Origin of the sequence: Pseudomonas nitroreducens (genome assembly GCF_014204515.1) — a bacterium.
GTDB classification, from domain to species: Bacteria; Pseudomonadota; Gammaproteobacteria; order Pseudomonadales; family Pseudomonadaceae; genus Pseudomonas; species Pseudomonas nitritireducens_A.
The window spans coordinates 68,181-91,949 of sequence record NZ_JACHLI010000030.1 but is presented as its reverse complement, the minus strand read 5'-3'; the positions used below and the strand labels follow the sequence as shown (position 1 = coordinate 91,949).

Here is a 23,769-nt window from a genome sequence, read left to right as displayed (position 1 = left end):
GACGCATTGTGCAGAAAAAGCCTCGCTCCGTGAAAGGATATGACATTTTTATACACAAACGAATCACATGAGACTTTATTGACTCATGTTGAGTTTAAAAGGATCATGCGCACCTTTCCAGATAGATGAGACCCGGGTGAATCATGGGCAGGTTGCGTGCAGTAGGGACGATCAGTGCTTTGGTAGCAGCGCTGGCACTGGCAGGTTGCGGACAGTCCGGCGAGCCGCCGGCAGCCGCGGAGACGGCTCGCCCGGTGGATGTGGTGGCGGTCGCGACCGAGCCCCTCACCCTGACCTCGGAGTTGCCGGGGCGTATCGAGCCGATGCGCGTCGCCGAGGTGCGCGCACGGGTGGCGGGCATCGTGGTGCAGAAGCGCTTCGAGGAAGGCGCTGACGTGAAGGCCGGTGACCTGCTGTTCCAGATCGATCCGGCGCCGCTGAAAGCCGCCGTGTCCCGCGCCGAAGGCAAGCTGGCACGGGCCCAGGCCGCACAGCAGGAAGCCCAGGCACGGGTGAAGCGCTACGAGCCACTGGTGAAGATCGAAGCGGTCAGCCAGCAGGACTTCGACACCGCCACCGCCGACCTGCGCAGTGCCCAGGCTTCGGTGCGCTCGGCCCAGGCCGACCTGGAAACCGCGCGGCTGAACCTGGGCTACGCCTCGGTGAAGGCGCCGATCTCCGGGCGCATCGGCCGTGCGCTGGTGACCGAAGGCGCATTGGTGGGCCAGGGCGACGCCACGCTGATGGCGCGCATCCAGCAGCTCGACCCGATCTACGCCGACTTCACCCAACCGGTGGCCGACGCCCTGCGCCTGCGTGAAGCACTCAAGAGCGGCAACCTCCCCGCCGGCCAGAGCCAGGCCCTGAGCCTGCGCGTGGAAGGCACCCAGTACGAGCGCCAGGGCGAGCTGCTGTTCACCGATGTCTCGGTGGACCGTGGCACCGGCCAGGTCTCGCTGCGCGGCAAGTTCGCCAACGCCGACGGCCTGCTGCTGCCGGGCATGTACGTGCGCGTCACCGCACCGCAGGGCACCGAGGCGAAGGCCATTCTAGTGCCGCAACGTGCCGTACAGCGCGCCACCGACGGCACCGCCCACGTGTTGGTGATCGGCGCTGACAGCCGCGTCGAGACCCGCCAGGTGCAGACCGGCGCCATGCAAGGCTCGCGCTGGCAGATCAGCCAGGGCCTGGCCAACGGCGACCAGGTCATTGTCGGCGGCCTCACCGGCCTGCAGCCGGGCGCCAAGGTCGAAGCCCGTCACGCCCAGCAGCAACAGCAGGCGTCGCGCCAGTAAGGCCAGGATCGCCGCGAGGAATTCCCCATGTCACTGTTCTTCATCAAGCGCCCCAACTTCGCGTGGGTGGTGGCGCTGTTCATTTCCCTGGCCGGCCTGCTGGCCATCCCGCTGCTGCCGGTGGCCCAGTACCCCAGCGTGGCGCCGCCGCAGATCACCGTCACCGCCACCTACCCCGGCGCCTCGGCGCAGGTACTGGTGGACTCGGTCACCAGCGTGATCGAAGAGGAGCTCAACGGCGCCAAGGGCCTGCTCTACTTCGAATCCACCAGCAACTCCAACGGCATGGCCGAAGTGGTGGTCACCTTCCAACCCGGCACCAACCCGGAGCTGGCCCAGGTGGACGTGCAGAACCGCCTGAAGAAGGCCGAGGCGCGCATGCCCCAGGCCGTGCTCACGCAGGGACTGGAGGTCGAGCAGACCAGCGCCGGCTTCCTGCTGATCTACGCGCTGAACTACAAGGAAGGTTCCGCGCGCACCGACACAACCGCCCTGGGCGACTACGCCGCGCGCAACATCAACAACGAGCTGCGCCGCGTCCAAGGCGTCGGCAAGCTGCAGTTCTTCTCCTCCGAAGCCGCCATGCGCGTGTGGATCGACCCGCAGAAGCTGGTGGGCTACGGCCTGTCCATCGATGACGTGGGCAACGCCATTCGCGGGCAGAACGTGCAGGTACCGGCCGGCAGCTTCGGCGCCTCCCCCGGCACCACCGAGCAGGAGCTGACCGCGACGCTGGCTGTGAAAGGCACCCTGGACGACCCGGCGGAGTTCGGCCGCATCGTCCTGCGCGCCAACCCGGACGGCTCCACCGTCAAGCTCGCCGACGTCGCGCGCCTGGAAGTGGGCAGCGAAAGCTACAACTTCACCGCCCGCCTGGACGGCAAGCCCACCGTGGCCGGCGCCATCCAGCTCTCGCCTGGCGCCAACGCCCTGCAGACCGCCGAGCTGGTGAAACAGCGCCTGGACGAGCTGTCAGTCAACTTCCCCGATGACGTCGAGTACTCGGTGCCCTATGACACCTCGCGCTTCGTCGACGTGGCCATCGAGAAGGTCATCCACACCCTGCTCGAAGCCATGGTGCTGGTGTTCCTGGTGATGTTCCTGTTCCTGCAGAACGTGCGCTACACGCTGATCCCGGCCATCGTGGTGCCGGTGTGCCTGCTCGGCACGCTGACGATGATGTACCTGCTGGGCTTCTCGGTGAACATGATGACCATGTTCGGCATGGTGCTGGCCATCGGCATTCTCGTCGATGACGCCATCGTGGTCGTCGAGAACGTCGAGCGGATCATGGCCGAGGAAGGCCTCTCCCCGCCCGCCGCCACGGTCAAGGCGATGGGCCAGGTGTCCGGCGCGATCATCGGCATCACCCTGGTGCTCTCGGCGGTGTTCATGCCGCTGGCGTTCATGGCCGGTTCCGTGGGGGTGATCTACCAGCAGTTCTCGCTGTCGCTGGCGGTGTCGATCCTGTTCTCCGGCTTCCTCGCCCTGACCTTCACCCCGGCGCTGTGCGCGACGCTGCTCAAGCCGATTCCCGAGGGTCACCACGAGAAGCGCGGCTTCTTCGGCGCCTTCAACCGTGGCTTCAACCGCCTGACCGAGCGCTACACCCTGCTCAATACCGCGCTGGTGAAACGCGCCGGGCGCTACATGCTGATCTACGCGGGCATCGTCGCCCTGCTCGGCTACAGCTACCTGCGCCTGCCGGAATCCTTCGTGCCGGTGGAAGACCAGGGCTACATGATCGTCGACATCCAGTTGCCGCCGGGCGCCACCCGCGCGCGCGCCGACGTCACCGGCCAGGAGCTGGAGCAGTTCCTGAAGTCCCGCGAGGCGGTGGCGTCGTCCTTCCTGGTGATGGGCTTCAGCTTCTCCGGCATGGGCGAGAACGCCGCGTTGGCCTTCCCGACCCTGAAGGACTGGTCCGTACGCGACAAATCGCAGTCCGCCGAAGCGGAAACCGCCGCGATCAACGAGCGCTTCGCCGGCATCAGCGACGGCGCGATCATGGCCGTGACCCCGCCGCCGATCGACGGCCTGGGCAACTCGGGCGGCTTCTCGCTGCGCCTGCAGGACCGCGCCGGCCTTGGCCGCGAAGCGCTGCTGGCAGCCCGCGACCAGTTGCTCGGCCAGGCCAACGGCAACCCGAAGATCCTCTACGCCATGATGGAAGGCCTCGCCGAGGCACCCCAACTGCGCCTGGAGATCGACCGCGAGAAGGCGCGCACCCTGGGGGTGAGCTTCGAGTCCATCAGCAGCGCGCTGTCCACCGCGTTCGGCTCCTCGGTGATCAACGATTTTGCCAACGCCGGCCGTCAGCAGCGCGTGGTGGTGCAGGCCGAACAGGGCGACCGGATGACCCCGGAAGCCGTGCTCAAGCTCTACGTTCCCAACAGCAACGGCGAACTGGTGCCGCTGTCCGCCTTCGTCAGCACCCGCTGGGAAGAAGGCCCGGTGCAGCTGGCGCGCTACAACGGCTACCCGTCGATCCGTATCGCCGGTGATGCCGCGCCGGGTGTCAGTACCGGCGAAGCCATGGCCGAGATGCAGCGCCTGACGAGCGAGCTGCCGGCCGGCATCGGCTACGAGTGGACCGGCCTCTCCTACCAGGAAAAGGTCGCCAGCGGCCAGGCCAGCCAGCTGTTCGCCCTGGCGATCCTGGTGGTGTTCCTGCTGCTGGTGGCGCTCTACGAGAGCTGGGCGATCCCGCTGTCGGTGATGCTCATCGTGCCCATCGGCGCCCTCGGCGCGGTGCTCGCGGTGACGGTCACCGGGCTGCCCAACGACGTGTACTTCAAGGTCGGCCTGATCACCATCATTGGTCTCGCGGCGAAGAACGCGATCCTCATCGTCGAGTTCGCCAAGGAGCTCTGGGAACAGGGCCACAGCCTGCGCGACGCCGCGATCCAGGCCGCTCGCCTGCGCTTCCGCCCGATCATCATGACCTCCATGGCCTTCATCCTCGGCGTGGTGCCGCTGGTGGTCGCCAGCGGCGCCGGCGCCGCCAGCCAGCGCGCCATCGGCACCGGGGTGATCGGCGGGATGCTCAGCGCCACGCTGCTGGGGGTGATCTTCGTGCCCATCTGCTTCGTCTGGCTGCTCTCGCTGCTGCGTCGCCAGCCTAAACCTGCGCCTCAATCCACGGAGACCGCGCAATGAGTACCCTGCGCAAACCCGCCCTGACCCTGCTGGCGGCCCTGATCCTGGGTGGCTGCTCCATGGCGCCCACCTACGAACGCCCCGAGGCACCGGTGGCGCAGAGCTGGAACGGCCCCGCCGCCCAGCCCGGCGCGGCGGCGAGCAATCTGGACTGGCAGAGCTTCATCGTCGACAGCGAACTGCGCGGCCTGGTGAACGTCGCCCTGGACAACAACCGTTCGCTGCGCCAGACCCTGCTGGACATCGAACAGGCCCGTGCGCAGTACCGCATCCAGCGCTCGGAGCGCGTGCCCGCCCTGAGCGGAGCCGCCAACGGCAATCGCCAGCGGCTGCCGGCGGACCTTTCCAGCAGCGGCAGTTCGGCGGTGAGCAGCAGCTACCAGGTCGGCCTGGCGCTGCCCGAGTACGAGCTGGACCTGTTCGGCCGGGTGAAGAGCCTGACCGACGCGGCGCTGGAGCAGTACCTGTCCACCGAGGAAGCCGCCCGCAGCGCGCGTATCGCGCTGATCGCCGAGGTCAGCCAGGCCTATCTCACCTACGACGGTGCCCAGCGCCGCCTGCAGCTGACCGAGCAGACCCTGGCCAGCCGCGAGGATTCGCTCAGCCTGATCGGCCAGCGGCGCACTGCCGGCGCGGCCACCGCGCTGGACTATCAGGAAGCGCTGGGGCTGGTGGAACAGTCCCGTGCCGAGCTGGAAAGCAATGCTCGGCAGAAGCAGCAGGCGCTCAACGCGCTGGTACTGCTGCTCGGCACCAGCGATGCGGCCAAACGCATCCCGCAGGTGCCGCAGGACAAGCCGATGCTGATCCAGGACATCGCGCCAGGAACTCCGTCGGAGCTGATCGAGCGGCGCCCGGACATCCTCGCCGCCGAGCACCTGCTCAAGGCACGCAACGCCGACATCGGAGCGGCCCGCGCGGCGTTCTTCCCGCGCATCAGCCTGACCGGCAGCTTCGGTACGTCCAGCGCGGCGATGTCCGGTCTGTTCGACGGTGGCTCGCGCTCGTGGAGCTTCGTGCCGACCCTGTCGCTGCCGATCTTCGATGCCGGGCGCAACAGCGCCAATCTCGACCTGGCCAAGGTGCGCAAGGACTCGGCGGTGGCCGCCTACGAAGGCACCATCCAGACCGCGTTCCGCGAAGTGGCCGACGCCCTCGCCGCCACCGACACCCTGCGCCGCGAGGAAGCCGCACGCCGGGCCCTGGCCAACACCACCAACGAGACGTTGAAGCTGGCCAAGGCACGCTACGAGGGCGGCGTCGACAGCCACCTGCGCTACCTCGACGCGCAGCGCAGCAACTTCGTCAACGAGTCGGCCTACATCGAGACCAGCACCCAGCGGCAGATCGCCCTGGTGGACCTGTTCCGCGCCCTGGGCGGTGGCTGGAGCGGCGAGGTCACGGCGCGGCGTTGATCGAGCGCTTGTGCTGCTCCTCTGCCAGCGGATGGCAATCGCGGACGGAGTCCGCTCTTACCGAGCCTGATACCTGCGTAGGAGCGGACTTCGTCCGCGATGATTCCAGCCAGGATCGCTCGGTCCGTAGGGCGCATAACCCGGCACGGGTTATCCGCCACAGCGGCGGATAACGCCCCTGGCGTTATGCGCCCTACAACGTTGCTCCTCTGCCAGCGGATGGCAATCGCGGACAGAGTCCGCTCCTACCGAACCTGATACCTGCGTAGGAGCGGACTCCGTCCGCGATGATTCCAGCGCCATGGGGCGGCCGATCAGCTGCCAAACACCGGCCGGAAGAAGCTGCGCTCGTAACTGAGGATGCAGCGGGTTTCCTCGGCGTAGCGGAACGCGGCCTGGCATTCGGGATCGTCCATGGACTGCTGCCGGTAGCGTTCGTACTCGGCCAGGCTGGGGAAGGTGAACATCGCCAGGGCAATATTGCTGGCGCCTTCGGAGGGCAGGAAGTAACCGTGGTGCTGGCCGCCGAAGCGTTCCACCAGCGGGATCCACAAGCGGCCGTAGTGTTCGAATTCCTTGAGCTTGTACGGGTCCAGTACGTAGCGCAGATAACAGGTGACCATCGGGCCGACTCTCTTCCGGTGAAAGGGACGGCCACTCTACCTATTTCTCGCGGCAACGCCCAAGCGGCCTCCCCGGCAGATGGCTCTTCGTAGGAGCGAGCTTGCTCGCGAACCGCTTGACTACGAGGTCGCCGGGAAGTCTTTTTCGCCAGCAAGCTAGCTCCTACAGGCCACAGCCCGCCTGCGACAGGTCAGCCCGTTTCGCCCGCCAGCCCGTTAGACTGGACGCACCTTCTCATTCACCGGGGGCACACTGCCCCTTTCCCGAAGCATCGGCGCAAGGCCGGCGCGGAGCACAACTGCATGTACTTCAACATCATCCTCGACCTCTTCGCGGCGCTCTGCTTCGGCGCGCTGATCGGCATGGAGCGCCAGTGGCGCCAGCGCTTCACCGGGGTCGCTACCCACGGCCTGGTGTCCCTCGGCGCGGCCACCTTCGCCACCCTGCCCTTTCTCATGGGCGCGGAGGACCAGGTGGTGCGCATGTCCGCCCAGGTGGTCACCGGCATCGGCTTCCTCGGCGCCGGCGTGATCATGCGCGACGGCCTCAGCGTGCGCGGCCTGAGCACCGCGGCCACGGTCTGGTGCACCGGCGCGGTGGGCGTGCTGGCGGGCAGCGGCTTCCTCGCCGCGGCGCTGGTCGCCACGCTGCTCATCGTGCTGTGCAACCTGACCCTGCCCTCGGTAACCCGCTGGATCCAGCGCCATGCCCCTATCGAGCCGAGCAGCGAGCGCTACTATACCGTCGAGGCCGTCACCGAGGCCCAGCAGGAAGCGCTGGTGCGCTCCACCCTGCTGCGCCGCCTGAGCGCCAACGGCCTGGCCCTGCAGAGCCTGGAAAGCCACGCACGCAAGACCGGCGGCGAAGTGGAAGTGGCCGCCCTGGTACTGGCGCCCAGCGACAAGGACAGCCTGCTCGAAGCCCTGGTCGGCGAACTGGCGCTGGCGCCCTACGTGTCGGCGGCCAGTTGGTCGGTCAGCGACGGGCCGCAGTAACGCGGCTCAGACGAGGTGCGGCCGCAGCAGCACCTCGAGGTCGCGGCGCACCAGCTTCAGCGCGTCGCGGGTGCGCGCCTTGTCGGCACAGGCCAGGCTGCGGAAGTGGTAGGCATAGATGGCGTAGACGATGTCCACCACCGCCTCCACCTCGCATTCCGCGCGCAGCCTCCCGCGCTCGATGTAGCTCGTCAGCGCCCGGCCCAGAGCCTCGCGAAAGCGATTGCGCGACTGCTCGATCTCGCCATGCTCGGCACTGGCAAACAGCATCACCGCCAGCAGTTCGCGCCACAGACGCTTGTCCTCGGGGCGGTCCATGTTGCCGTAGTCGGCGCCGATCATCTTCGCCAGCCCTTCCACCGGCTCCTCCGGCAGCGCATCCAGCACCCGCCCGACCTTGTGCTGCGCCAGCGTCACCTGGTTGTCGATGATCGCCACCAGCAGCTCGTGCTTGCTGGGGAAGTAGTTGTAGACCGTGGTCACCCCGACTTCGACCACGGCGGCAATGTCCTCCATGCGCGTATTGGCGAAGGTGCGCTCGCGGAACAGCTCGGTGGCGCTGTCGATCAGCGCCTGGCGCTGCTTTTCCTTCTTGCGTTCGCGCAGCGAGGTCTCGGCGGCGGGCTTGTGGGCGGGCATGGCGGCTCCGTGTCGGTTCGGGTTCAGGGACGCATTCTACTCAAGCCATGGAATCGGGAAAGCCGTCCGGGCATGGCAACAAAATTGTAGTTGACTACAACTTTGTAGGAAAATACAGTTTTCACAACAACAAGAACCCCTGAGGTCCACCGAAGATGAAAGGCATCAAGCTGGCGCTCGGCATGCTCGCCGCGCTCTCGATTCCCGCTGCGGGCGCCGCCCAGCAGCAGGTACGCGTGTACAACTGGTCCGACCTGATCGGCCAGGACACCATCAGGGACTTCCAGGCCGCCACCGGCATCAGCGTGCAGTACGACACCTTCGACAACGAGTCGACGCTGATGGTGAAGCTGCTCACCGGCAACAGCGGCTACGACGTGGTCGTGCCCTCGGGCACCTCGCTGGAGCAATTGATCAAGGCCGGCGCGCTGCAGGAGCTGGACCGCAGCCAGCTGCCCAACTGGAAGAATCTCGACCCGCAGCTGATGAAGTTCGTCGAAGGCAAGGACCCGGGCAACCGCCACGCCTTCATCTACGACTGGGGCACCACCGGCCTCGGGGTCAACGCGACGCTGGTCAAGGCGCGCCTGCCCAACGCGCCGATGGACTCCTACGACCTGCTGTTCAAGCCGGCCAACGCCAGCCAGCTCAAGGACTGCGGTGTCGGCCTGATCGACAGCCCGGAGGACGTCTACCCTATCGTCCTCAACTACCTCGGCCTCGACCCGCAGAAGCCCACCCGCGAGAGCCTCGACAAGGCCAACCGGCTGCTCGACGGGATCAAGCCGAGCCTGCGTTACATCAACTCCGGCAGCTACATCAACGACCTGGCCAACGGCAACGTGTGCCTGGTGCTGGGCTGGTCCGGCGACGTGGAGATCGCCCGCCGCCGCGCCCAGGAAGCCGGCAAGAGCGATGAGATTCGCTACATCGCGCCCAGGGAAGGCACGGTCGCCTGGTTCGGCTTCATGGCCATGCCGCGCAACGCCCCCAACCCCGAGGCCGCCTACCGCTTCATGAACCAGATACTCGAACCCAAGGTCAGCGCCGACTTCACCGCCACCGTCGGCTATGCCACGGCAGTCCCGGCCAGCCAGGCACTGTTGCCTGCCGAGGTGGCGAACAACCCCACGGTGTTCCCGCCCGCAGCGGTGCGCCAGAAGATGTTCTGGCAGTCCAACCCGACGCCGGAAGACCTGCGCTTGATGACCCGCGCCTGGAACCGCTTCAAGAGCGGCCTCTGACTCCCCTTCTCCGCTGCAACGGCGGGCGCCCTCGCCCGCCCCAGGAATTTCGTGATGACCGACCCGACCCTCGTCCACACCGCCCAGGGCCCGCTGCGCGGCGCCTTCGATCCAGCCAGCGGGCTGTACCGCTACCTCGGCATTCGCTACGCCGAGCCGCCGCTGGGTGAATTGCGCTTTCGCCCGCCGCAACCCCACCGCCCCTGGAACGAAGTGCGCAGCGCCGAGCGCTTCGGCGCGGCGGCCGCGCAGCTGTTCGATGAAACCGAGGGCGAGTACGCCGAGTTCAGCGACAGCGATCCGCTGCCGGGGCGCCCCTGGGTGGGCTCCGAGGATTGCCTGACGCTGAACGTCTGGACCCGCGACCCGGCCGCCAGCGGCAAGCCGGTGCTGGTCTGGATCCACGGCGGCGCCAACTGGCTGGAGAGCAGCCGCCTGAAGTGCTACCACGGCGACGTGCTGGCGGCGAACGGTGACGTGGTGTTCGTCTCGCTGAACTACCGCTTGGGCCTGTTCGGCTTTCTCGACGTCAGCGTGCTGGGCGGCGAGGAGTTCGCCGGCGCGCATTCCCATGGCCTGCTCGACCAGCTCCAGGCGCTGCGCTGGATTCGGCAGAACATCGCCCGGTTCGGTGGCGACGCGGACAACATCACCCTGATGGGCGAGTCTGCCGGCAGCATCGACATCAGCTGGCTGCTCGCCGGTGGCCACCTGCAGGGGCTGGTGCGGCGCGTGGTGATGATGAGCGGCTACGCCGGCCTGCCGGGCCTGAGCGGCGATCTCGGCCATGGCCTGAGCGACGCCTCGGCGAAGGAACTGGCGCGCGGCTTCTTCGCCGATTGCGGCATCGACAGTCTCGCGCAGTTGCAGCAACTGGACACCCATGCCCTGATGACGAAAGTGCATGCCCTGGCCGAAAGCACCGACATGCTGTTCCACATGGACTCGCTGTTCTGGCCCAAGACCCACGCCGGGGCACAGTTGGACCCGATCGAGTTCGCCCGGCGCGGAGCCGCCACCGGCATCGACATCCTGATCGGCTTCACCCACTACGAGATGGGGCTCTGGCTGAACTGGGACGACAACCTCGACCGCCTCGGCCTGGATGCCTTGGTGGAGCGCCTGGCGATCATCCCGCCAGGGCTCAAGGACGCCGCGAAGGCGTTGTACCGCGGAGCATTCCCCGATGAGGACGACGGCGTCCGCGCCATGCACCTGCTGGGCGACTGCGCTTTCGTCATGCCAGCGCTGTGGGCCGCTGAGGGCCTGGCCGCGCAGAACCGCGTGCAGGTCTATCGCTTCGATCGCGAAACCGACCCGCGCCGCCGCGCCCAGCACGCTGCCGACCAGGTCTACTTCTTCGGCAAGCTGGACACCTACGTCGGCCGCTTGCTGGCTGGAACTCCGCAGGACACCGCCGACGCTGCGGAGCGCGATCACTTGTCACGGCTGATGCAAGGCATGCTCCTGGACTACGCCGGTGCCACCCAATCCCCTGGCGACAGGCTGCCGCCCTGGCCGCTGTATGCCACCGGGCCGCGCACCCTGCTCAGCCTGGACCAGCAGCCGGCACTGCTGGACGATCCCTACGCCGTACGCCGGCGCTGGTGGTTCGAACACATCTACCCGGCCCGCTGAAACGACAAAGGGGAGCCATCGGCTCCCCTTCGCGTCTGCGCCCTGTATCAGGCGAAGACGAAGTACTTGCGCACCGTCTCCACCACTTCCCAGGTGCCCTTCATGCCCGGCTCGATGACGAACACATCGCCGGCGCGCAGGTGGATCGGCTGCTCGCCCTCGGGGGTGATGACGCAGTAGCCGTCGAGGAAATGGCAGTACTCCCACTTCTCGTAGTTCACCTCGAACTTGCCGGGGGTGCAGATCCAGGTACCCATGATCTTGCTGCCGTCCGCCGACAGGTAGGCATTCAGGTTGACGGTGTGCGGGTCGCCGCCGATGCGCTTCCACTTGGTGGCATCCAGCACGGGCGTCGGGCAGGTGTCGCGCAGCACGGTGATGAAATCGGACATGACAGCTCCAGGTCGTTGCAGGGAAGATCCGCCACCCTAGCCACGAACCGCCACGGCGAGTTGCCTGGATTCGACATCGGTATGTCTACCAGCGCTGCCCACGGCCTCGCGCCGGCCTTTTCGTCCGCATCTGACAGATTTGTCATCCGCCGCTCACCTGCCCGTTATCCGCGCTCCCACACGATGCCCGTGGCCCTCGCCACGCCTGGGCGAAAACAACAACAGCAGGCGGTAACCGACCATCCTGCCTCTAGGAGCACATCATGTATCGACGCAAATTCCCGCTGGCGGCTTCGCTGCTGGCACTGGGGGTCGCTTCGCCGACCATCTTCGCCGAGGCGAAAGGTGACGAGAAAGCCGAAGGCTTCTTCGAAGGCGCCAGCCTCGAGGTCCTCAACCGCAACCTCTACTTCAACCGTGACGCCCGCCATGGCCAGTCCGTGCCGCCGCGCGGCAACGGCTACTCGGAAGTCTGGGCCCACGGGGTCATCGGCAGGTTCGAATCCGGCTTCACCCAGGGCACGGTGGGCGTGGGTGTCGACGCCTTTGCCATGGTCGGCTTGCAGCTCGACACCGGCGATGGCCGCAACGGCGCCGGCAGCTCGGTGGACGTGCTGCCCACCGACAATGACGGGCGCACCCAGAGCGACTACACCAAGGCCGGCGGAGCCGCCAAGGTGCGCCTGTGGGACACGGTGCTGAAGGTCGGCGACGTGTTCCCCGAGACGCCCGTGGTGCACTATGGCGACTCGCGCCTGCTGCCCGAATCCTTCCGTGGCTTCACCCTGAACAACACCAGCCTCGACGGCCTGACGCTGCAGGGCGGCCGCCTGCATTCCATGAGCCAGCCGCAGTCGCGGCAGATGGACGACGGCTTCGCCACCTTCTACGCAGGCCCAGTGGATTCGCCCTGGCTCGCCTATGGCGGCGGCGACTACGCCATCAACGACAACGCCAGCGTCAGCCTCTACAGCAGCCGCCTGAAGGACGCCTGGAACCAGTACTACTTCGGCACCGCGCTGAACTTTCCGCTCAGCGAGGCGGTAGAGCTGTTCGGCGGCTTCAACTACTACAAGTCGCAGGACGAAGGGCGCGAGCTGCTCGGCGAGTTCAACACCAACATCTGGAGCGCCAGCGCCGGCGTGCACTTCGGCGCCCACCGCGTTGCCCTGAGCCACCAGCGCAACAACGGCAACAACGACTTCGACTACCTGCGCCAGGCCGACTCGATCTACCTGGACAACTCCATCCAGTACAGCGACTTCAACTCACCGAAGGAGCGCTCGTGGATGGTCCGCTACGACCTCGACATGGCCACCTACGGCGTGCCGGGCCTGAGCTTCATGACCCGCTACGCCCGCGGCAGCGACGCCGATTACTCCAACGCCAACGCCGTGTACATGCGTCGCGATGGCAACGGCGATCCGCTCACGGACCAGAAGCGCTGGGAGCGCGACATCGAGGCCAGGTACGTATTCCAGGAAGGCCAGCTCAAGGACCTGTCCCTGCGCGTACGCCAGGCGACCACCCGCGCCACCGCCTTCGAATCGGACCTCGACGAAGTGCGGCTGATCATCGAGTACCCCCTGGCCGTGCTGTAAGGCCGGCGCCCAAGGACGGATGACGGATGACGGATGACGGATGACGGAATTGTCAGCTGCGCCTCAGCCTGCCGTTAGGCGCGCCTGCGTATAACGGCAGGCATCACCGCCCCCAAGGCTTCTGGTGATGATTGCCCCGCAAGACTGCTCCGCTTCCTGGCGCTCCACGTGCCCCTTTGGAGGAAGAGGAACCCTCGGCGCCCGCATGGGCGCCTTTTTTTCCTGGCGTCGCCTTGACGGCGCGGGTAGCGAATCGCCGCCAGCCCCCGCTCGCGAACGAGGCAGGCGCCGGGAAGGTTCGTTCGGCACCCAACCGCACTTGAGGCAAGGACCGTGCGTGCGCAACCCGGCCCGGAAACGGCGCCCCGCCAAGCAGGGCGCGTGGCGTCAGAAGGAGCCTTGCAGCGTGACCATGAAGTTGCGCGGCTCACCATAGAAGTTGCCCCAGGAGACGGCGCCGACGCTCTGGTAGTACTTCTTGTCGAACAGGTTGTTGCCATTGAGCGCGACGTTCCAGTGCTCGTCGAGGCGGTAGCCCAGGCGGCCGTTCCAGATGGCGTAGTCGGACTGCACCGAGGTCACGCTGCCGCTGCGCACGGAGGTATCGCTCTGCGCGGTCACGCCCGCCCCGACATTCCAGCGATCCAGCTCGCCGGCCAGCTGGTAGTCGGCCCAGGCGCGGAACAGGTGGCGCGGGAAATAGGTAGTGGTGAAGGTCGGTTCCTGCGGGTTTTCGGCCGCGCTGTTGAGGTATTTGGTCTGGGTATAGGTGTAGCCGGCCAGCAGTTGCAGGCGTTCGATGACTTCGCCGCTGACTTCCGCCTCGAAGCCCTGGGCGCGCACCTTGCCCACGTCGGTGTAGCAGTAGCCATCGGAGGAGCCAGCGCAGACCGTGTCATAGTTCGCTTCGGCGCGGTGTTCTTCCACCGTGCGGAACAGGTTGAAGGCGGTATTGACCCGGCCGTCGAGCAGCTCGCCCTTGATACCCAGCTCGTAGCTGGCGCCGGTCTTGGGCTGCAGCGGGCTGCCGGACTCGTCGGTGTAGGTGCTCTGCGGCTGGAAGATGTCGGCGTAGCTGGTGTAGATAGACCACTGGTCATTGAGGTCGTAGATCAGCGCGGCGAACGGCGTCACCTGGCCGTTTTCCTGGCTGCGGTCGTGCTGCCAGTAGTCCCAGGCCTGGGTGTAGGAGTCGCGGCTGTTGCGGTACCAGCTGACGCGCGAGCCGAGGACGGCGGTCAACGGCTCGGCCAGCTTCAGGCGCAAGGTGGCGTAGGTACCGAACTGACGGGTGTCGGTCTCGGTGGGAACCGGTCCGCCGCGGTAGGAGTTGGGTGCGTAGAAGTCGTCCGCCGGCTCGGGGATGTGCGAGTTGGGGTGGAACGGGTCCTGGCTGGCGCCCAGCAGGCTGCTCATGTTGATCAGAGCCATGGAGTCGTGGGTCTTGGCGCGGCTGGCGTTGGCGCCGACGGTCAGCTCGTGCTGCAGGCCGAAGGCGTCGAACTTGCCATCCAGGTAGGCATCGAAGCCGTAGTCGGTCTGGTCGTAGTCGAACAACCCGGAATACACCGAGGACGGCGCCGAGGTCGCGCCCGGCGTGACACCGCCGTTGGTCTCGGACAGCGCGTACTTCATGTTCTGGTCGTTGTGGGTCCAGACCCCGGCGAACTTGAAGGCCCAGTCTTCGTTGAGCTGGTGCGACAGGTCGGCGAACAGCGTGGTGCGCTCGCTCTCCCAGTTGTTCCAGGAAGCGCCCAGGCAGGTCGAGCGGCTGAGCTTGAGGTCCTTGCCGTTGCTGTAGCGCGGCAGGCCGTGCCAGCAGGGAGTGGCGTCGAGCTTCTCGTAGGCCACGCCCAGGCCGACGGTGGTGTCCGGGGTGACGTCATAGTCCAGGGCACCATAGAGAATCTGGTCGTTGCGCTTGCCGACATCGTAGAAGTACTGGCGATCCTGCAGGGCCACCACGGTGCGGCCACGCAGGGTGCCGGACTCGTTGAGCGGGCCGCCGACGTCCACCTGGCCACGGTAGTTGTCCCAGGAACCGGCGGAGAGCGACAGCCGGGTCTCCGGCACGGCCTGGCCGCGCTTGCGCACGAAGTTGACGCCGCCGGTGGAGCTGCCCGAGCCCTTGAGCATGCCCGCCGCGCCCTTGAGCACCTCGACGCGGTCATAGAAGGCCATGTCGCCAGAGAAGCTGTTGGCCTGCACGTACTCGCCGCCGACATCCAGCGGCACGCCGTCGTACTGATACTGGCCCTGCATCATGAAGCCGCGCGAGTAGAAGTATTTGCCGCCCATGGGCGATTCGTAGACGGCGATGCCCGGCGTCTTTTCCATCGCCTGGTCGATGGTGTTGATGTTCTGGTCGTCCATATAGCGGCGGGTCAGGACGGTCACCGACTGCGGCGTCTCGCGCAGGCTGTGGGCGCCCTTGCCGATGGTCACGGCACGGGCGCTGTAGGAGTTGGTGCCCTCGCTGGTCGGGTCCAGCAGCTGGCTGGAGACGGTGGTGGAATCCATTTCCAGCACCGCCTCCGCAGGTGTCGGCACCAGGCCGTAACCGCCGTTGTCCAGGCGCCGCACGCTCAGGCGGGTGCCGGAGAGAATGCGGGCGAAGCCATCGTCGATGCTGTAGTCGCCATTCAGCCCGCCGCTGCGCTTGCCCTCGGTCAGCCCGGCGTCCACCGAGATCGGGATGCCGGCACGCCGGCCGAACTCGCCGAGCACCTGGTCCAGCGGGCCGGCGGCAATGGCGTAGTGCTGGGTGCGGGTGGCAGCGGACTCGGCCTGCACCGGCATGGCCGGCAGCACGGCGAGCGCGGAGCAGGAGATCAGGGCGAAGCCGAGGGATTGGCGCAGGGCGCGGGCAATGGGGTGAAGCGTCATGGGCAGAGGGTCCGTTTCTCGTTGTGGGCCCGCAGGTGCGAGCAGGGATTTCTCCCTAGGCCAAGCGAGAAAGAAAAACCTGCCGACTTTTCGAGAATTATTTTCATTGGCATTTATCGGGAGCGCTCGGAGGCCTGCTCTCGCGGCACTCAGCGGCTTTTTTTGCGCTGCTCGACGCGTTAGCGCGGCCCCACCGTCACCCAGTAGCGGGTGCGCCGCTGCACACTAACCGGCAGGCTGTCCTGCAGCATGGCCAGCACCTGGTCGGTGTCGCCCAGCGGGTAGGAGCCGCTCAGGCGAATCCCCGCCACCGCCGGATCACAACGCAGCAGGCCGGGTCGGTAGCGGTCCAGTTCGGCGAGAAAATCCCCCAGGCGCATGCGCTCGGCCACCAGGTAGCCGTCGACCCAGGCGCCGTCGTTGGCATCCAGCGCCTGTGGCGCACTGATCCCGGCCACGCCGATTCGAGCCTGCCAGCCCGCCTCGACCACTTTCGCCGCGCCGCCACTCAGGGAGCTGGCAGCGACACGCCCCTGGGTCACGGCCAGCAGGGTGCCGCGTCCATCGTCCTGGCGGCGCACGCGAAAACGCGTGCCCAGCGGTTGCAGCAATGCATCGCCGCTGATGACCCGCATCGGCCGCCCGAGCCTGTCGCTGGCGGTGAGGATTTCGATCTCGCCATAACGCAGGTGCAACTCTCGCGCGCTGGCGGAATAGCGCAGGTCGACCGCCGTCGCGGTGTTGAGCCACAAGCTCGTGCCATCGGGCAGCGTATGCCGGGTGCGCTCGCCGGTGCCGGTGCGGTAGTCCGCCATGGCGCCCTGGACCAGCTGGGTGTCGCGCCCCTGCCAGGCCAGGCCGCCGAGCAGGCCGAAGCCGGCCAGCAGCTTGAGCGCCTTGCGTCGGTCCATTTCATCGTAGTGACGGCGCCCAGCCAGTTGCCGCGCCAGCGGGTCTGTCAGGCGCCCGGCATGGCGCTGCAGGCCCAGGGGAATGCTGCTCAGGCGCTGCCAGGCGCGCTCATGCTCGGCGCTCGCTTCGCGCCAGACCAGCAACTGGCGCTGCTCGACCTCGCTCATGCAGCCGGACTGGGCCAGGGTGAACCAGGCGATGGCCTGGTCGCGGATGACGCTGGGGATCGGCCGGGAATCGCTGTCGCGGGTCATGGTGCTCACTCGAACCGGCACGCATAGCAGGCGGCGAAGGCCTTGCTCATCGCCTTCTGTACCTGGTTGACGCTCAGCTCCAGGCGCTGGGCGATCTGCGGGTAGGTCAGGCCGTCCAGTTGCGACATCAGGAAGATTTCCCGCACCGCCGGCGCGAGGCCGTGCAGCAGTTCGTCGACCTCCACCAGCGCCTCGATCAGCAGCAGGCGCTCCTCCTCCGACGGCGCCACGGCTTCGGGGCGCGCGGCCAGGGCTTCGAGGTAGGCACGCTCGACCGCCTGGCGGCGCCAGCGGTTGATCAGCAGGCTGTTGGCGATGGTGGCGAGGTAGGCCAGCGGCTGGCGCAGGTCGGCGATCGCGCTGCGCGAGCGCATCACCCGCACGAAGGTGTCCTGGGCCAGGTCCTCGGCATCGGCGTGCTCGCCCAGGCGACGGCGCAGCCAGCCTTTCAGCCAGCCGTGGTGGGCAAGGTAAAGCCGTTCAACATCCCGTTCGAATGCCCGCTCGCTGTCCATGGACGTCCAGTTTTGTTAAACATGATAATCGTTCTCAACAATACTGAATTTCCCCCGTCCTGCGCAATTGGACTGAACCACAGCGTCATGGCGCAGCAGCACGCTACGCCATGACGACTCCGCTCAGGCCGTGGCCTCGCCCGACACCTGTGCCTCCTCCTCCCGCCGATGCATCCACCGGTACAACGCCGGCAACACCAGCAGCGTCAGGGTGGTCGAGGACAGGATGCCGCCGATCACCACCGTCGCCAGCGGTCGCTGCACCTCCGCACCGGTGCCGGTGGCCAGGGCCATGGGCACGAAGCCCAGGGAGGCCACCAGCGCCGTCATCAGCACCGGGCGCAGGCGGGTCAGCGCGCCCTCGCGGATCGCCGCGTCGAGGCCACGCCCCTCCTCCCGCAGGCTGCGGATGAAGGAGATCATCACCAGGCCGTTGAGCACCGCCACCCCCGACAGCGCGATGAAGCCGACACCCGCCGAGATCGACAGCGGAATATCCCGCAACCACAGCGCAACCACGCCGCCGGTGAGGGCGAAGGGAATCCCGGTGAACACCACCAGGCCGTCGCGGACGTTGTTGAACATCATCAGCAGCAGGGTGAACACCAGCAGCAGCGCCACCGGCACCACGATCTGCAGGCGTTGCGCCGCCGATTGCAGCTGCTCGAACTGGCCACCCCATGTAGCCCAGTAACCGGCCTGCAGCTTCACCTCCTGCTGGATGTTGCCGCTGGCTTCGGCGACGAACGAGCCGATATCCCGCCCGCGCACGTTGGCGCTGACCACCACCAGACGCTTGCCGTTCTCGCGGCTGACCTGGTTCGGCCCCTGCACCAGTTCCAGGCGCGCCACTTCACCCAGGGTGATGAAGCCGATGCGCGAATCCGTGGCGTTGGCCGGGGCCGGCACCGGGATCAGCATGCGCGACAGCGCGTCGATATCGCTGCGCAGGTTTTCCGGCAGGCGCACGATCAGGTCGAAGCGCCGGTCCCCCTCGAACAGCGTGCCCGCCTGGCGGCCGCCGATGGCCACGGCGACGTTGTCCTGGATGTCGCCGACATTCAGCCCGTAGCGCGCCGCGCGCTGGCGGTCGATGTTGACGGTGAGCACCGGCAGGCCGCTGGTCTGTTCGACCTTCACCTCGGACGAGCCCTGCACCTGGCGCAGCACGCCGGCGATCTGTTCGGCGGTCTGGTTGAGCACGTCCATGTCGTCGCCGAAGACCTTCACCGCAACGTCGCTGCGCACCCCGGAAATCAGCTCGTTGAAGCGCAGCTGGATCGGTTGCGACAGTTCATAGGCGCTGCCCGGCACACCGTTGGCGGCGTCCTGGATTTCCGCCTCCAGTTGCGCGCGACTCTTCTTCGGGTCGGGCCACTGCTCCTTGGGCTTGAGCATCACGTAGGCGTCGGAGATGTTCGGCGGCATCGGGTCGGAGGCGATCTCCGCGGTACCGGTGCGGCTGAACATGCGCTGCACCTCGGGCACCCTGGCCAGCACCTGGCGCTCCAGGGCTTCCTGCATGGCCACCGACTGCGACAGGCTGGTCCCCGGCGTGCGCAGCGATTGCAGGGCGAAGTCACCCTCGCCCAGGCTGGGCACGAACTCGCTGCCCATGCGACTGGCGAGCGCCCCGGAAAGCACCACCAGCACGGCGGCGCCGGCGAACACCCACGCACGGCGCGCCATTACCCAGTCCAGCACCGGCTCGTAGGCGCGGCGGGCACTGCGCATCAGCAGGTTTTCCTCTTCCCTGACCTTGCCGGTGATGAACAGTGCGATGGCCGCCGGCACGAAGGTCACCGAGAGGATCATCGCGCCCAGCAGCGCCAGCACCACGGTGAAGGCCATGGGGTGGAACATTTTCCCCTCGACGCCGGTGAGGGCGAAGATCGGCAGGTACACCACCATGATGATCAGCTGGCCGTAGATCAGCGCACGGCGCGCTTCCTTCGACGCGGCGAAGACTTCGTGCAGGCGTTCGCTGCGGGTCAGCAGGCGGCCATGGTGCTGCTGCGCGTGGGCCAGGCGGCGGATGGCGTTCTCGACTATCACCACGGCGCCGTCGACGATGATGCCGAAGTCCAGCGCGCCCAGGCTCATCAGGTTGGCGCTGATGCGGTTGCTGAACATGCCGGTGAAGGTGAACAGCATGGCCAGCGGGATCACCATGGCGGTGATCAGCGCCGCACGGATATTGCCGAGGAACAGGAAGAGCACCGCGACCACCAGGATCGCGCCCTCGGTGAGGTTGCGCTTGACCGTGGCGATGGCCTTGTCCACCAGTTGCGTGCGGTCGTAGACGGTCACCGCCCTGACCCCGGCCGGCAGCGTGCGGTTGATCTCTTCCAGCTTGGCGGCGGCAGCCTTGGCGACCGTGCGGCTGTTCTCGCCGATCAGCATGAACACCGTGCCGAGCACCACTTCGCGGCCATCCTCGGTGGCGGCGCCAGTGCGCAGCTCGCGGCCGAGATCGACCTCGGCGACGTTGCGCAGGCGGATCGGCGTGCCGTCGACATTGGCCACCACGATGTTGGCGATGTCCTCCAGGCTGCCCACCTGCCCCGGCGCACGCACCAGCAGCTGCTCGCCGTTGCGCTCGATGTAGCCGGCGCCGACGTTGGCGTTGTTGCGCTCCAGCGCGGCAATCACGTCCGCCAGGGTCAAGCGGTAGGCCGCCAGCCGACGGGTATCGGGAGCCACTTGGAACTGCTTGGCGAAGCCGCCGATGGTGTTCACTTCGGCCACGCCGGGTACGTTGCGCAGCTGCGGCTTGATCACCCAGTCCTGGATCACCCGCAGGTCGGTGGGCGTGTATTCGCTGCCGTCCTCCTTGCGCGCATTCGGCTCGGCCTCGATGGTCCACAGGAAGATTTCCCCGAGGCCGGTCGAGATCGGCCCCATGGCCGACTCGACGCCCTCGGGCAACTGCTCGCGCGCCTGCTGCAGGCGTTCGTTGACCAGTTGGCGGGCGAAGAACAGGTCGGTGCCGTCCCTGAAGATCACCGTCACCTGCGACAGCCCCGAGCGCGAGATCGAGCGCGTCTGCTGCAGGCCAGGCAGGCCGGCCATGGCGGTTTCCACCGGGTAGGTGATGCGCTGCTCGGTCTCCAGCGGGGTGAAGCCCGGCGCCGAAGTGTTGACCTGCACCTGCACGTTGGTGATGTCGGGTACCGCGTCGATGGGTAGCTTCTGGTAACTGGCGATACCCAGGCCGGCCATGCCGAGGACGGCGAGCAGCACCAGATAGCGCTGCTCGATGGCGAAACGGATGATGCGTTCGAACATGCTGTCGCTCCGTCAGTGCGCGTGGGACGCCGAGCTCTTGCCCAGCTCCGACTTGAGAACGAAGCTGCCTTCGGCCGCCACCTGGTCGCCGGCGGCAAGACCCGCCAGCACCTCGACGAGACCGGCGCTTCGCGCGCCGAGATCGACCGGGCGCGGGTCGAAACCTTCGGCACTGCGCACGAAGACGCTGGGCTTGCCTTCCACCTCCTGGATCGCCTGCTCCGGCACCGCGATCGCCACCTGGCGCGCACTGCTGCTCACCCGCACATTGACGAACAGGCCGGGGCGCCAGGCGCCATCAGGGTTGGCCAGGGTGACGCGGGCCACCGCGCTGCGGGTCTGCTCGCCGAGCAGGTTGCCGACATAGCTGACGCGCCCCTCGACCTGCATGCCGAGGTCCGCCGCCTCCACCCGCGCCGGCTTGCCGACCTGCACCCGCGCCAGGTCCTGCGGCGCCACGCTGAAGCTGGCCCAGACCCGCGACAGGTCGGACAGCGTGAAAGCCGCCGTGGTCTCGCTGACCACCTCGCCGGGCACCAGGTGCTTCTCCACCACCACGCCATCGAAGGGCGCGCGCAGCTCATAGCGATTGCCGCCGACGCTGGCCGACACACCGCTGAGCGCATTGGTTTTCTGCTGTGCGTTGGCCAGGGCGATACGCGCCTCTTCCAGGTCCTGGCGCGCCTGCAGGTAATCCTGCTCGGCGGAAATCTTCTCCTGCCACAGCTCCCGTTCGCGCTCGAAGGTCCTGCTCGCCAGGCTTACCCGGCGCTGGGCTGCGGCCAGCTCGCTGCGCAGTTCGGAGACCTGCTGGCTGGCGATCACCGCGAGCAACTGGCCCTTCTTCACGCTCTGCCCAAGGTCCACCGAAACTGACTCCACCACGCCGGGCGTGCGCGGCACGACGTGGGCGGTGCGGTCCTGGTCGAAGCCGATTTCGCCAGGCAGGCTGAACGCCTCTTCCAGTGCCCGCGGCCCGACCGTGGCCAGCTGGATGCCGGCGGCCTCGATCTGCGCGGGGCTCAGGTGCAGGCCTTCCTCTTCGGCGGCGGTTTCGGTGGCGGCGTGATGCTCGCCATCGGCATGGCTCGCCGATTCGGCGTGGCGGGTCGGCGCAGCGCTGTCGTGGTGCTCGCCGTCGGCATGGGTCGCATCGTCGAGGTGGTTGCCGTCGGCCTGCTCGCTGCCCATCCAGGCGTAGGCGCTGACTGCCAGCGCCGAGGCCAGCAGCACGGCAACGGCGAGAGGGGTTTTCTTGATCATGGAAGCTCCGCAATGAATCCGTCGGCGGCGCTTCTGGGCGCCGGTGCCGACGGGTGATGGAGGGTGCTGAAGAAGTCGTGGACGCACCAATGCACGGGCACGCCGGTAATGGGTGCTGCCGTCGATGGCGGCAGGCTCAGGAGCAGCAGGCCGAGCCAGGCCCGGCAACGTTTAACGGGCCGCGCCGACATCGCCGTAGACCCGTTCGATCCGCCCCCAGGCATCGCTGACCTGGGCCAGCGCGCGCAGGTACTGGTCGCGGGCGGTGATCAGGGTGCGCTGGGCGTCGAGCACTTCGAGGAAGCCGAACTTGCCCATCTCGAAGCCGCGCGTGGCGCTTTCCACGGCGGTCTGGGCGCTGGGCAGGATGGTCTGGCGGAAGGCATTCACCTCGCCCTGGGCGGTGCTCCACTGCTGCATTGCCTGCTGGGTTTCCTGGCGCAGGCGCAGCTCGGTGGCGTTGCGCAGGTCGCGGGCCTGATCGGCGCGGCGCGACTGCGCGAGGATGTTGCCCTGGTTGCGGTCAAACAGCGGCAGCGGCAGGCTCAGGCCGATCACCGCGATGCGGTCGCGGTTGCCTTCCTCGATGGCCTCCTGGCTGCCGAGGCTGACGTCGAGGTCGGGGATGCGCTGGGTCTTCGCCAGTCTTACGGCGGCTTCGCCCTCGTCGATGCGGCTCTGCGCCAGGCGCATTGGCGCGCTGTCCGCCAACCGGTCGAGCAGCTGGTTGCTACTGGGCAGGCTGGGTAGCGCGCGGCCAGTGTCGTTGCGCACGCTGGCGAAGTCCGGCGACACCAACCCCATCAATGCGGCCAGTGACTGGTTGGCATCGGCCCGTTCGCGACGGGCGCGGTCCTGCTCCAGGCGCACCTCGGCCAGTTGCACCTGTGCGCGGTTGGCCTCCAGCGGCGCAGCCTTGCCAGCGCGCACGCGTCCCTCCGCCGCAGCCACGCCACGTTGCGCCAGCTCCACGGACTGCTGCGCCAGGCGCTCACGCTCCTGGGCACGCAAGGCGCTGTAGAAAACCGCGATCACCTCGCCCCGCAACTGGTTGCGCCGCGCCTCCAGGCTCAATGCCGCGACCTCCTGGCCGCGCTCGGCCAGCTCCACCCGCGCGCCGCGCTTGCCGCCCAGTTCCAGCGGCTGGCTGATGCCGAGGGTGGTGGTACGGTTGCGCGACTCGGTGCCCTCCTGCTCCCAGGACAGCGTCGGATTACGCCGCAGCCCGGCCTGATCGCGCAGGCCCTGGGCGATACCGATTTCCCGGGCGCTGGCGGCCAGTTCGGGGTTGCCGCTGGCGGCGGCCTGCAGGGCCTCCTCGATGCCGATCTCGCGGGCTTGCGCCCAGCCTGGCAACTGCCAGAGCAGCAGCGCCAGCAACGTGGCTGGTGCTGTCAATGCAGAACGTCCTGAAAACACGGCGAACCTCGCACGGTGGAGTCAACTTCGACGGCATCCCGTCATTTCCACCGGCGAATCTAGAAGTGCCTCTCTAGCGACAAGGTGACTGGATAATTACAAACATGTAATTGGCCATTCGCCGACTTCCCGTTGTATGTATTTAAAAAGGCCGCGGGCCTGTTGCAGGTAACTTCAGGAAACAATTCAACGCATTACCACGAAATTCACAAAATTCATTAACCGCTTGC

Annotated in this window: 16 protein-coding genes; 7 read left to right on the top strand and 9 right to left on the bottom strand. The window is 67.2% G+C overall.

The window, feature by feature from the left end:
• Positions 1–143 precede the first annotated feature (143 nt).
• From HNP46_RS27765 to HNP46_RS27755, 3 genes are read left to right on the top strand one after another with little or no spacing between them, the layout of a single operon-like run.
• Positions 144–1,295: a MexC family multidrug efflux RND transporter periplasmic adaptor subunit gene (locus HNP46_RS27765; RefSeq protein ID WP_184595450.1), complete on the top strand. Its 1,152-nt coding sequence runs from the start codon at positions 144–146 to the stop codon at positions 1,293–1,295.
• A gap of 27 nt (positions 1,296–1,322) precedes the next feature.
• Positions 1,323–4,454, top strand: coding sequence for an efflux RND transporter permease subunit (locus HNP46_RS27760; RefSeq protein ID WP_184595448.1), 3,132 nt, complete (start codon positions 1,323–1,325; stop codon positions 4,452–4,454).
• 5 nt (positions 4,455–4,459) lie between these two features.
• Positions 4,460–5,869: an efflux transporter outer membrane subunit gene (locus tag HNP46_RS27755; RefSeq protein ID WP_184595475.1), complete on the top strand. Its 1,410-nt coding sequence runs from the start codon at positions 4,460–4,462 to the stop codon at positions 5,867–5,869.
• A gap of 314 nt (positions 5,870–6,183) precedes the next feature.
• On the opposite strand, the gene HNP46_RS27750 is transcribed toward HNP46_RS27755, so the two are convergent.
• Positions 6,184–6,492, bottom strand: a complete 309-nt coding sequence (locus HNP46_RS27750; RefSeq protein WP_184595447.1) for an NIPSNAP family protein — start codon at positions 6,490–6,492, stop codon at positions 6,184–6,186.
• A 303-nt stretch (positions 6,493–6,795) separates the two neighbouring features.
• Between HNP46_RS27750 and HNP46_RS27745 the strand changes: the two genes are divergently transcribed.
• Entirely contained in the window at positions 6,796–7,488 is a 693-nt protein-coding gene (locus HNP46_RS27745) for an MgtC/SapB family protein (RefSeq protein ID WP_184595446.1), read from the top strand.
• Between the two features lie 6 nt (positions 7,489–7,494).
• Here the strand turns inward: HNP46_RS27745 and HNP46_RS27740 are convergent, their stop codons facing one another.
• Positions 7,495–8,127, bottom strand: a complete 633-nt coding sequence (locus tag HNP46_RS27740; RefSeq protein ID WP_184595445.1) for a TetR/AcrR family transcriptional regulator — start codon at positions 8,125–8,127, stop codon at positions 7,495–7,497.
• A gap of 155 nt (positions 8,128–8,282) precedes the next feature.
• Between HNP46_RS27740 and HNP46_RS27735 the strand changes: the two genes are divergently transcribed.
• Together HNP46_RS27735 and HNP46_RS27730 are read left to right on the top strand one after the other, a co-directional pair.
• On the top strand, positions 8,283–9,371 hold the full coding sequence (locus HNP46_RS27735; protein ID WP_184595444.1) for a polyamine ABC transporter substrate-binding protein: 1,089 nt from the start codon (positions 8,283–8,285) through the stop codon (positions 9,369–9,371).
• Between the two features lie 54 nt (positions 9,372–9,425).
• The gene (locus tag HNP46_RS27730) at positions 9,426–11,009 is read left to right on the top strand and encodes a carboxylesterase/lipase family protein (RefSeq protein WP_184595443.1); all 1,584 of its coding nucleotides are present in this window, start codon (positions 9,426–9,428) and stop codon (positions 11,007–11,009) included.
• Positions 11,010–11,056: 47 nt separating this feature from the next.
• Here the strand turns inward: HNP46_RS27730 and HNP46_RS27725 are convergent, their stop codons facing one another.
• Positions 11,057–11,401 carry a cupin domain-containing protein gene (locus HNP46_RS27725; protein WP_184595441.1) on the bottom strand — a complete coding sequence of 115 codons (345 nt, stop codon included), beginning with the start codon at positions 11,399–11,401 and terminating at the stop codon, positions 11,057–11,059.
• A gap of 263 nt (positions 11,402–11,664) precedes the next feature.
• Here HNP46_RS27725 and HNP46_RS27720 point away from each other — a divergent pair, with 263 nt between their 5' ends.
• Positions 11,665–13,002 carry an OprD family porin gene (locus HNP46_RS27720; RefSeq protein ID WP_184595439.1) on the top strand — a complete coding sequence of 446 codons (1,338 nt, stop codon included), beginning with the start codon at positions 11,665–11,667 and terminating at the stop codon, positions 13,000–13,002.
• Between the two features lie 387 nt (positions 13,003–13,389).
• On the opposite strand, the gene HNP46_RS27715 is transcribed toward HNP46_RS27720, so the two are convergent.
• The 6 genes from HNP46_RS27715 to HNP46_RS27690 form a co-directional block, all read right to left on the bottom strand.
• Entirely contained in the window at positions 13,390–15,888 is a 2,499-nt protein-coding gene (locus HNP46_RS27715) for a TonB-dependent siderophore receptor (RefSeq protein WP_184595437.1), read from the bottom strand.
• A 179-nt stretch (positions 15,889–16,067) separates the two neighbouring features.
• Positions 16,068–17,054, bottom strand: a complete 987-nt coding sequence (locus HNP46_RS27710) for a FecR domain-containing protein (protein WP_221455149.1) — start codon at positions 17,052–17,054, stop codon at positions 16,068–16,070.
• 5 nt (positions 17,055–17,059) lie between these two features.
• Complete coding sequence (locus HNP46_RS27705; protein WP_184595432.1) at positions 17,060–17,569, bottom strand: sigma-70 family RNA polymerase sigma factor; 510 nt, start codon at positions 17,567–17,569, stop codon at positions 17,060–17,062.
• Positions 17,570–17,692: 123 nt separating this feature from the next.
• The gene (locus HNP46_RS27700) at positions 17,693–20,857 is read right to left on the bottom strand and encodes a CusA/CzcA family heavy metal efflux RND transporter (protein WP_184595430.1); all 3,165 of its coding nucleotides are present in this window, start codon (positions 20,855–20,857) and stop codon (positions 17,693–17,695) included.
• Positions 20,858–20,869: 12 nt separating this feature from the next.
• The gene (locus HNP46_RS27695) at positions 20,870–22,120 is read right to left on the bottom strand and encodes an efflux RND transporter periplasmic adaptor subunit (RefSeq protein WP_260403288.1); all 1,251 of its coding nucleotides are present in this window, start codon (positions 22,118–22,120) and stop codon (positions 20,870–20,872) included.
• Positions 22,121–22,291: 171 nt separating this feature from the next.
• Entirely contained in the window at positions 22,292–23,518 is a 1,227-nt protein-coding gene (locus HNP46_RS27690) for a TolC family protein (protein ID WP_260403287.1), read from the bottom strand.
• Positions 23,519–23,769: the final 251 nt, after the last annotated feature.

Coding starts and splice junctions, on each gene's coding strand:
- HNP46_RS27765 (WP_184595450.1), top strand. CDS start 144: ATGGGCAGGTTGCGTGCAGTAGGGACGATCAGTGCTTTGGTAGCAGCG.
- HNP46_RS27760 (WP_184595448.1), top strand. CDS start 1,323: ATGTCACTGTTCTTCATCAAGCGCCCCAACTTCGCGTGGGTGGTGGCG.
- HNP46_RS27750 (WP_184595447.1), bottom strand. CDS start 6,492: ATGGTCACCTGTTATCTGCGCTACGTACTGGACCCGTACAAGCTCAAG.
- HNP46_RS27745 (WP_184595446.1), top strand. CDS start 6,796: ATGTACTTCAACATCATCCTCGACCTCTTCGCGGCGCTCTGCTTCGGC.
- HNP46_RS27740 (WP_184595445.1), bottom strand. CDS start 8,127: ATGCCCGCCCACAAGCCCGCCGCCGAGACCTCGCTGCGCGAACGCAAG.
- HNP46_RS27735 (WP_184595444.1), top strand. CDS start 8,283: ATGAAAGGCATCAAGCTGGCGCTCGGCATGCTCGCCGCGCTCTCGATT.
- HNP46_RS27730 (WP_184595443.1), top strand. CDS start 9,426: ATGACCGACCCGACCCTCGTCCACACCGCCCAGGGCCCGCTGCGCGGC.
- HNP46_RS27725 (WP_184595441.1), bottom strand. CDS start 11,401: ATGTCCGATTTCATCACCGTGCTGCGCGACACCTGCCCGACGCCCGTG.
- HNP46_RS27720 (WP_184595439.1), top strand. CDS start 11,665: ATGTATCGACGCAAATTCCCGCTGGCGGCTTCGCTGCTGGCACTGGGG.
- HNP46_RS27715 (WP_184595437.1), bottom strand. CDS start 15,888: ATGACGCTTCACCCCATTGCCCGCGCCCTGCGCCAATCCCTCGGCTTC.
- HNP46_RS27710 (WP_221455149.1), bottom strand. CDS start 17,054: ATGACCCGCGACAGCGATTCCCGGCCGATCCCCAGCGTCATCCGCGAC.
- HNP46_RS27705 (WP_184595432.1), bottom strand. CDS start 17,569: ATGGACAGCGAGCGGGCATTCGAACGGGATGTTGAACGGCTTTACCTT.
- HNP46_RS27700 (WP_184595430.1), bottom strand. CDS start 20,857: ATGTTCGAACGCATCATCCGTTTCGCCATCGAGCAGCGCTATCTGGTG.
- HNP46_RS27695 (WP_260403288.1), bottom strand. CDS start 22,120: ATGATCAAGAAAACCCCTCTCGCCGTTGCCGTGCTGCTGGCCTCGGCG.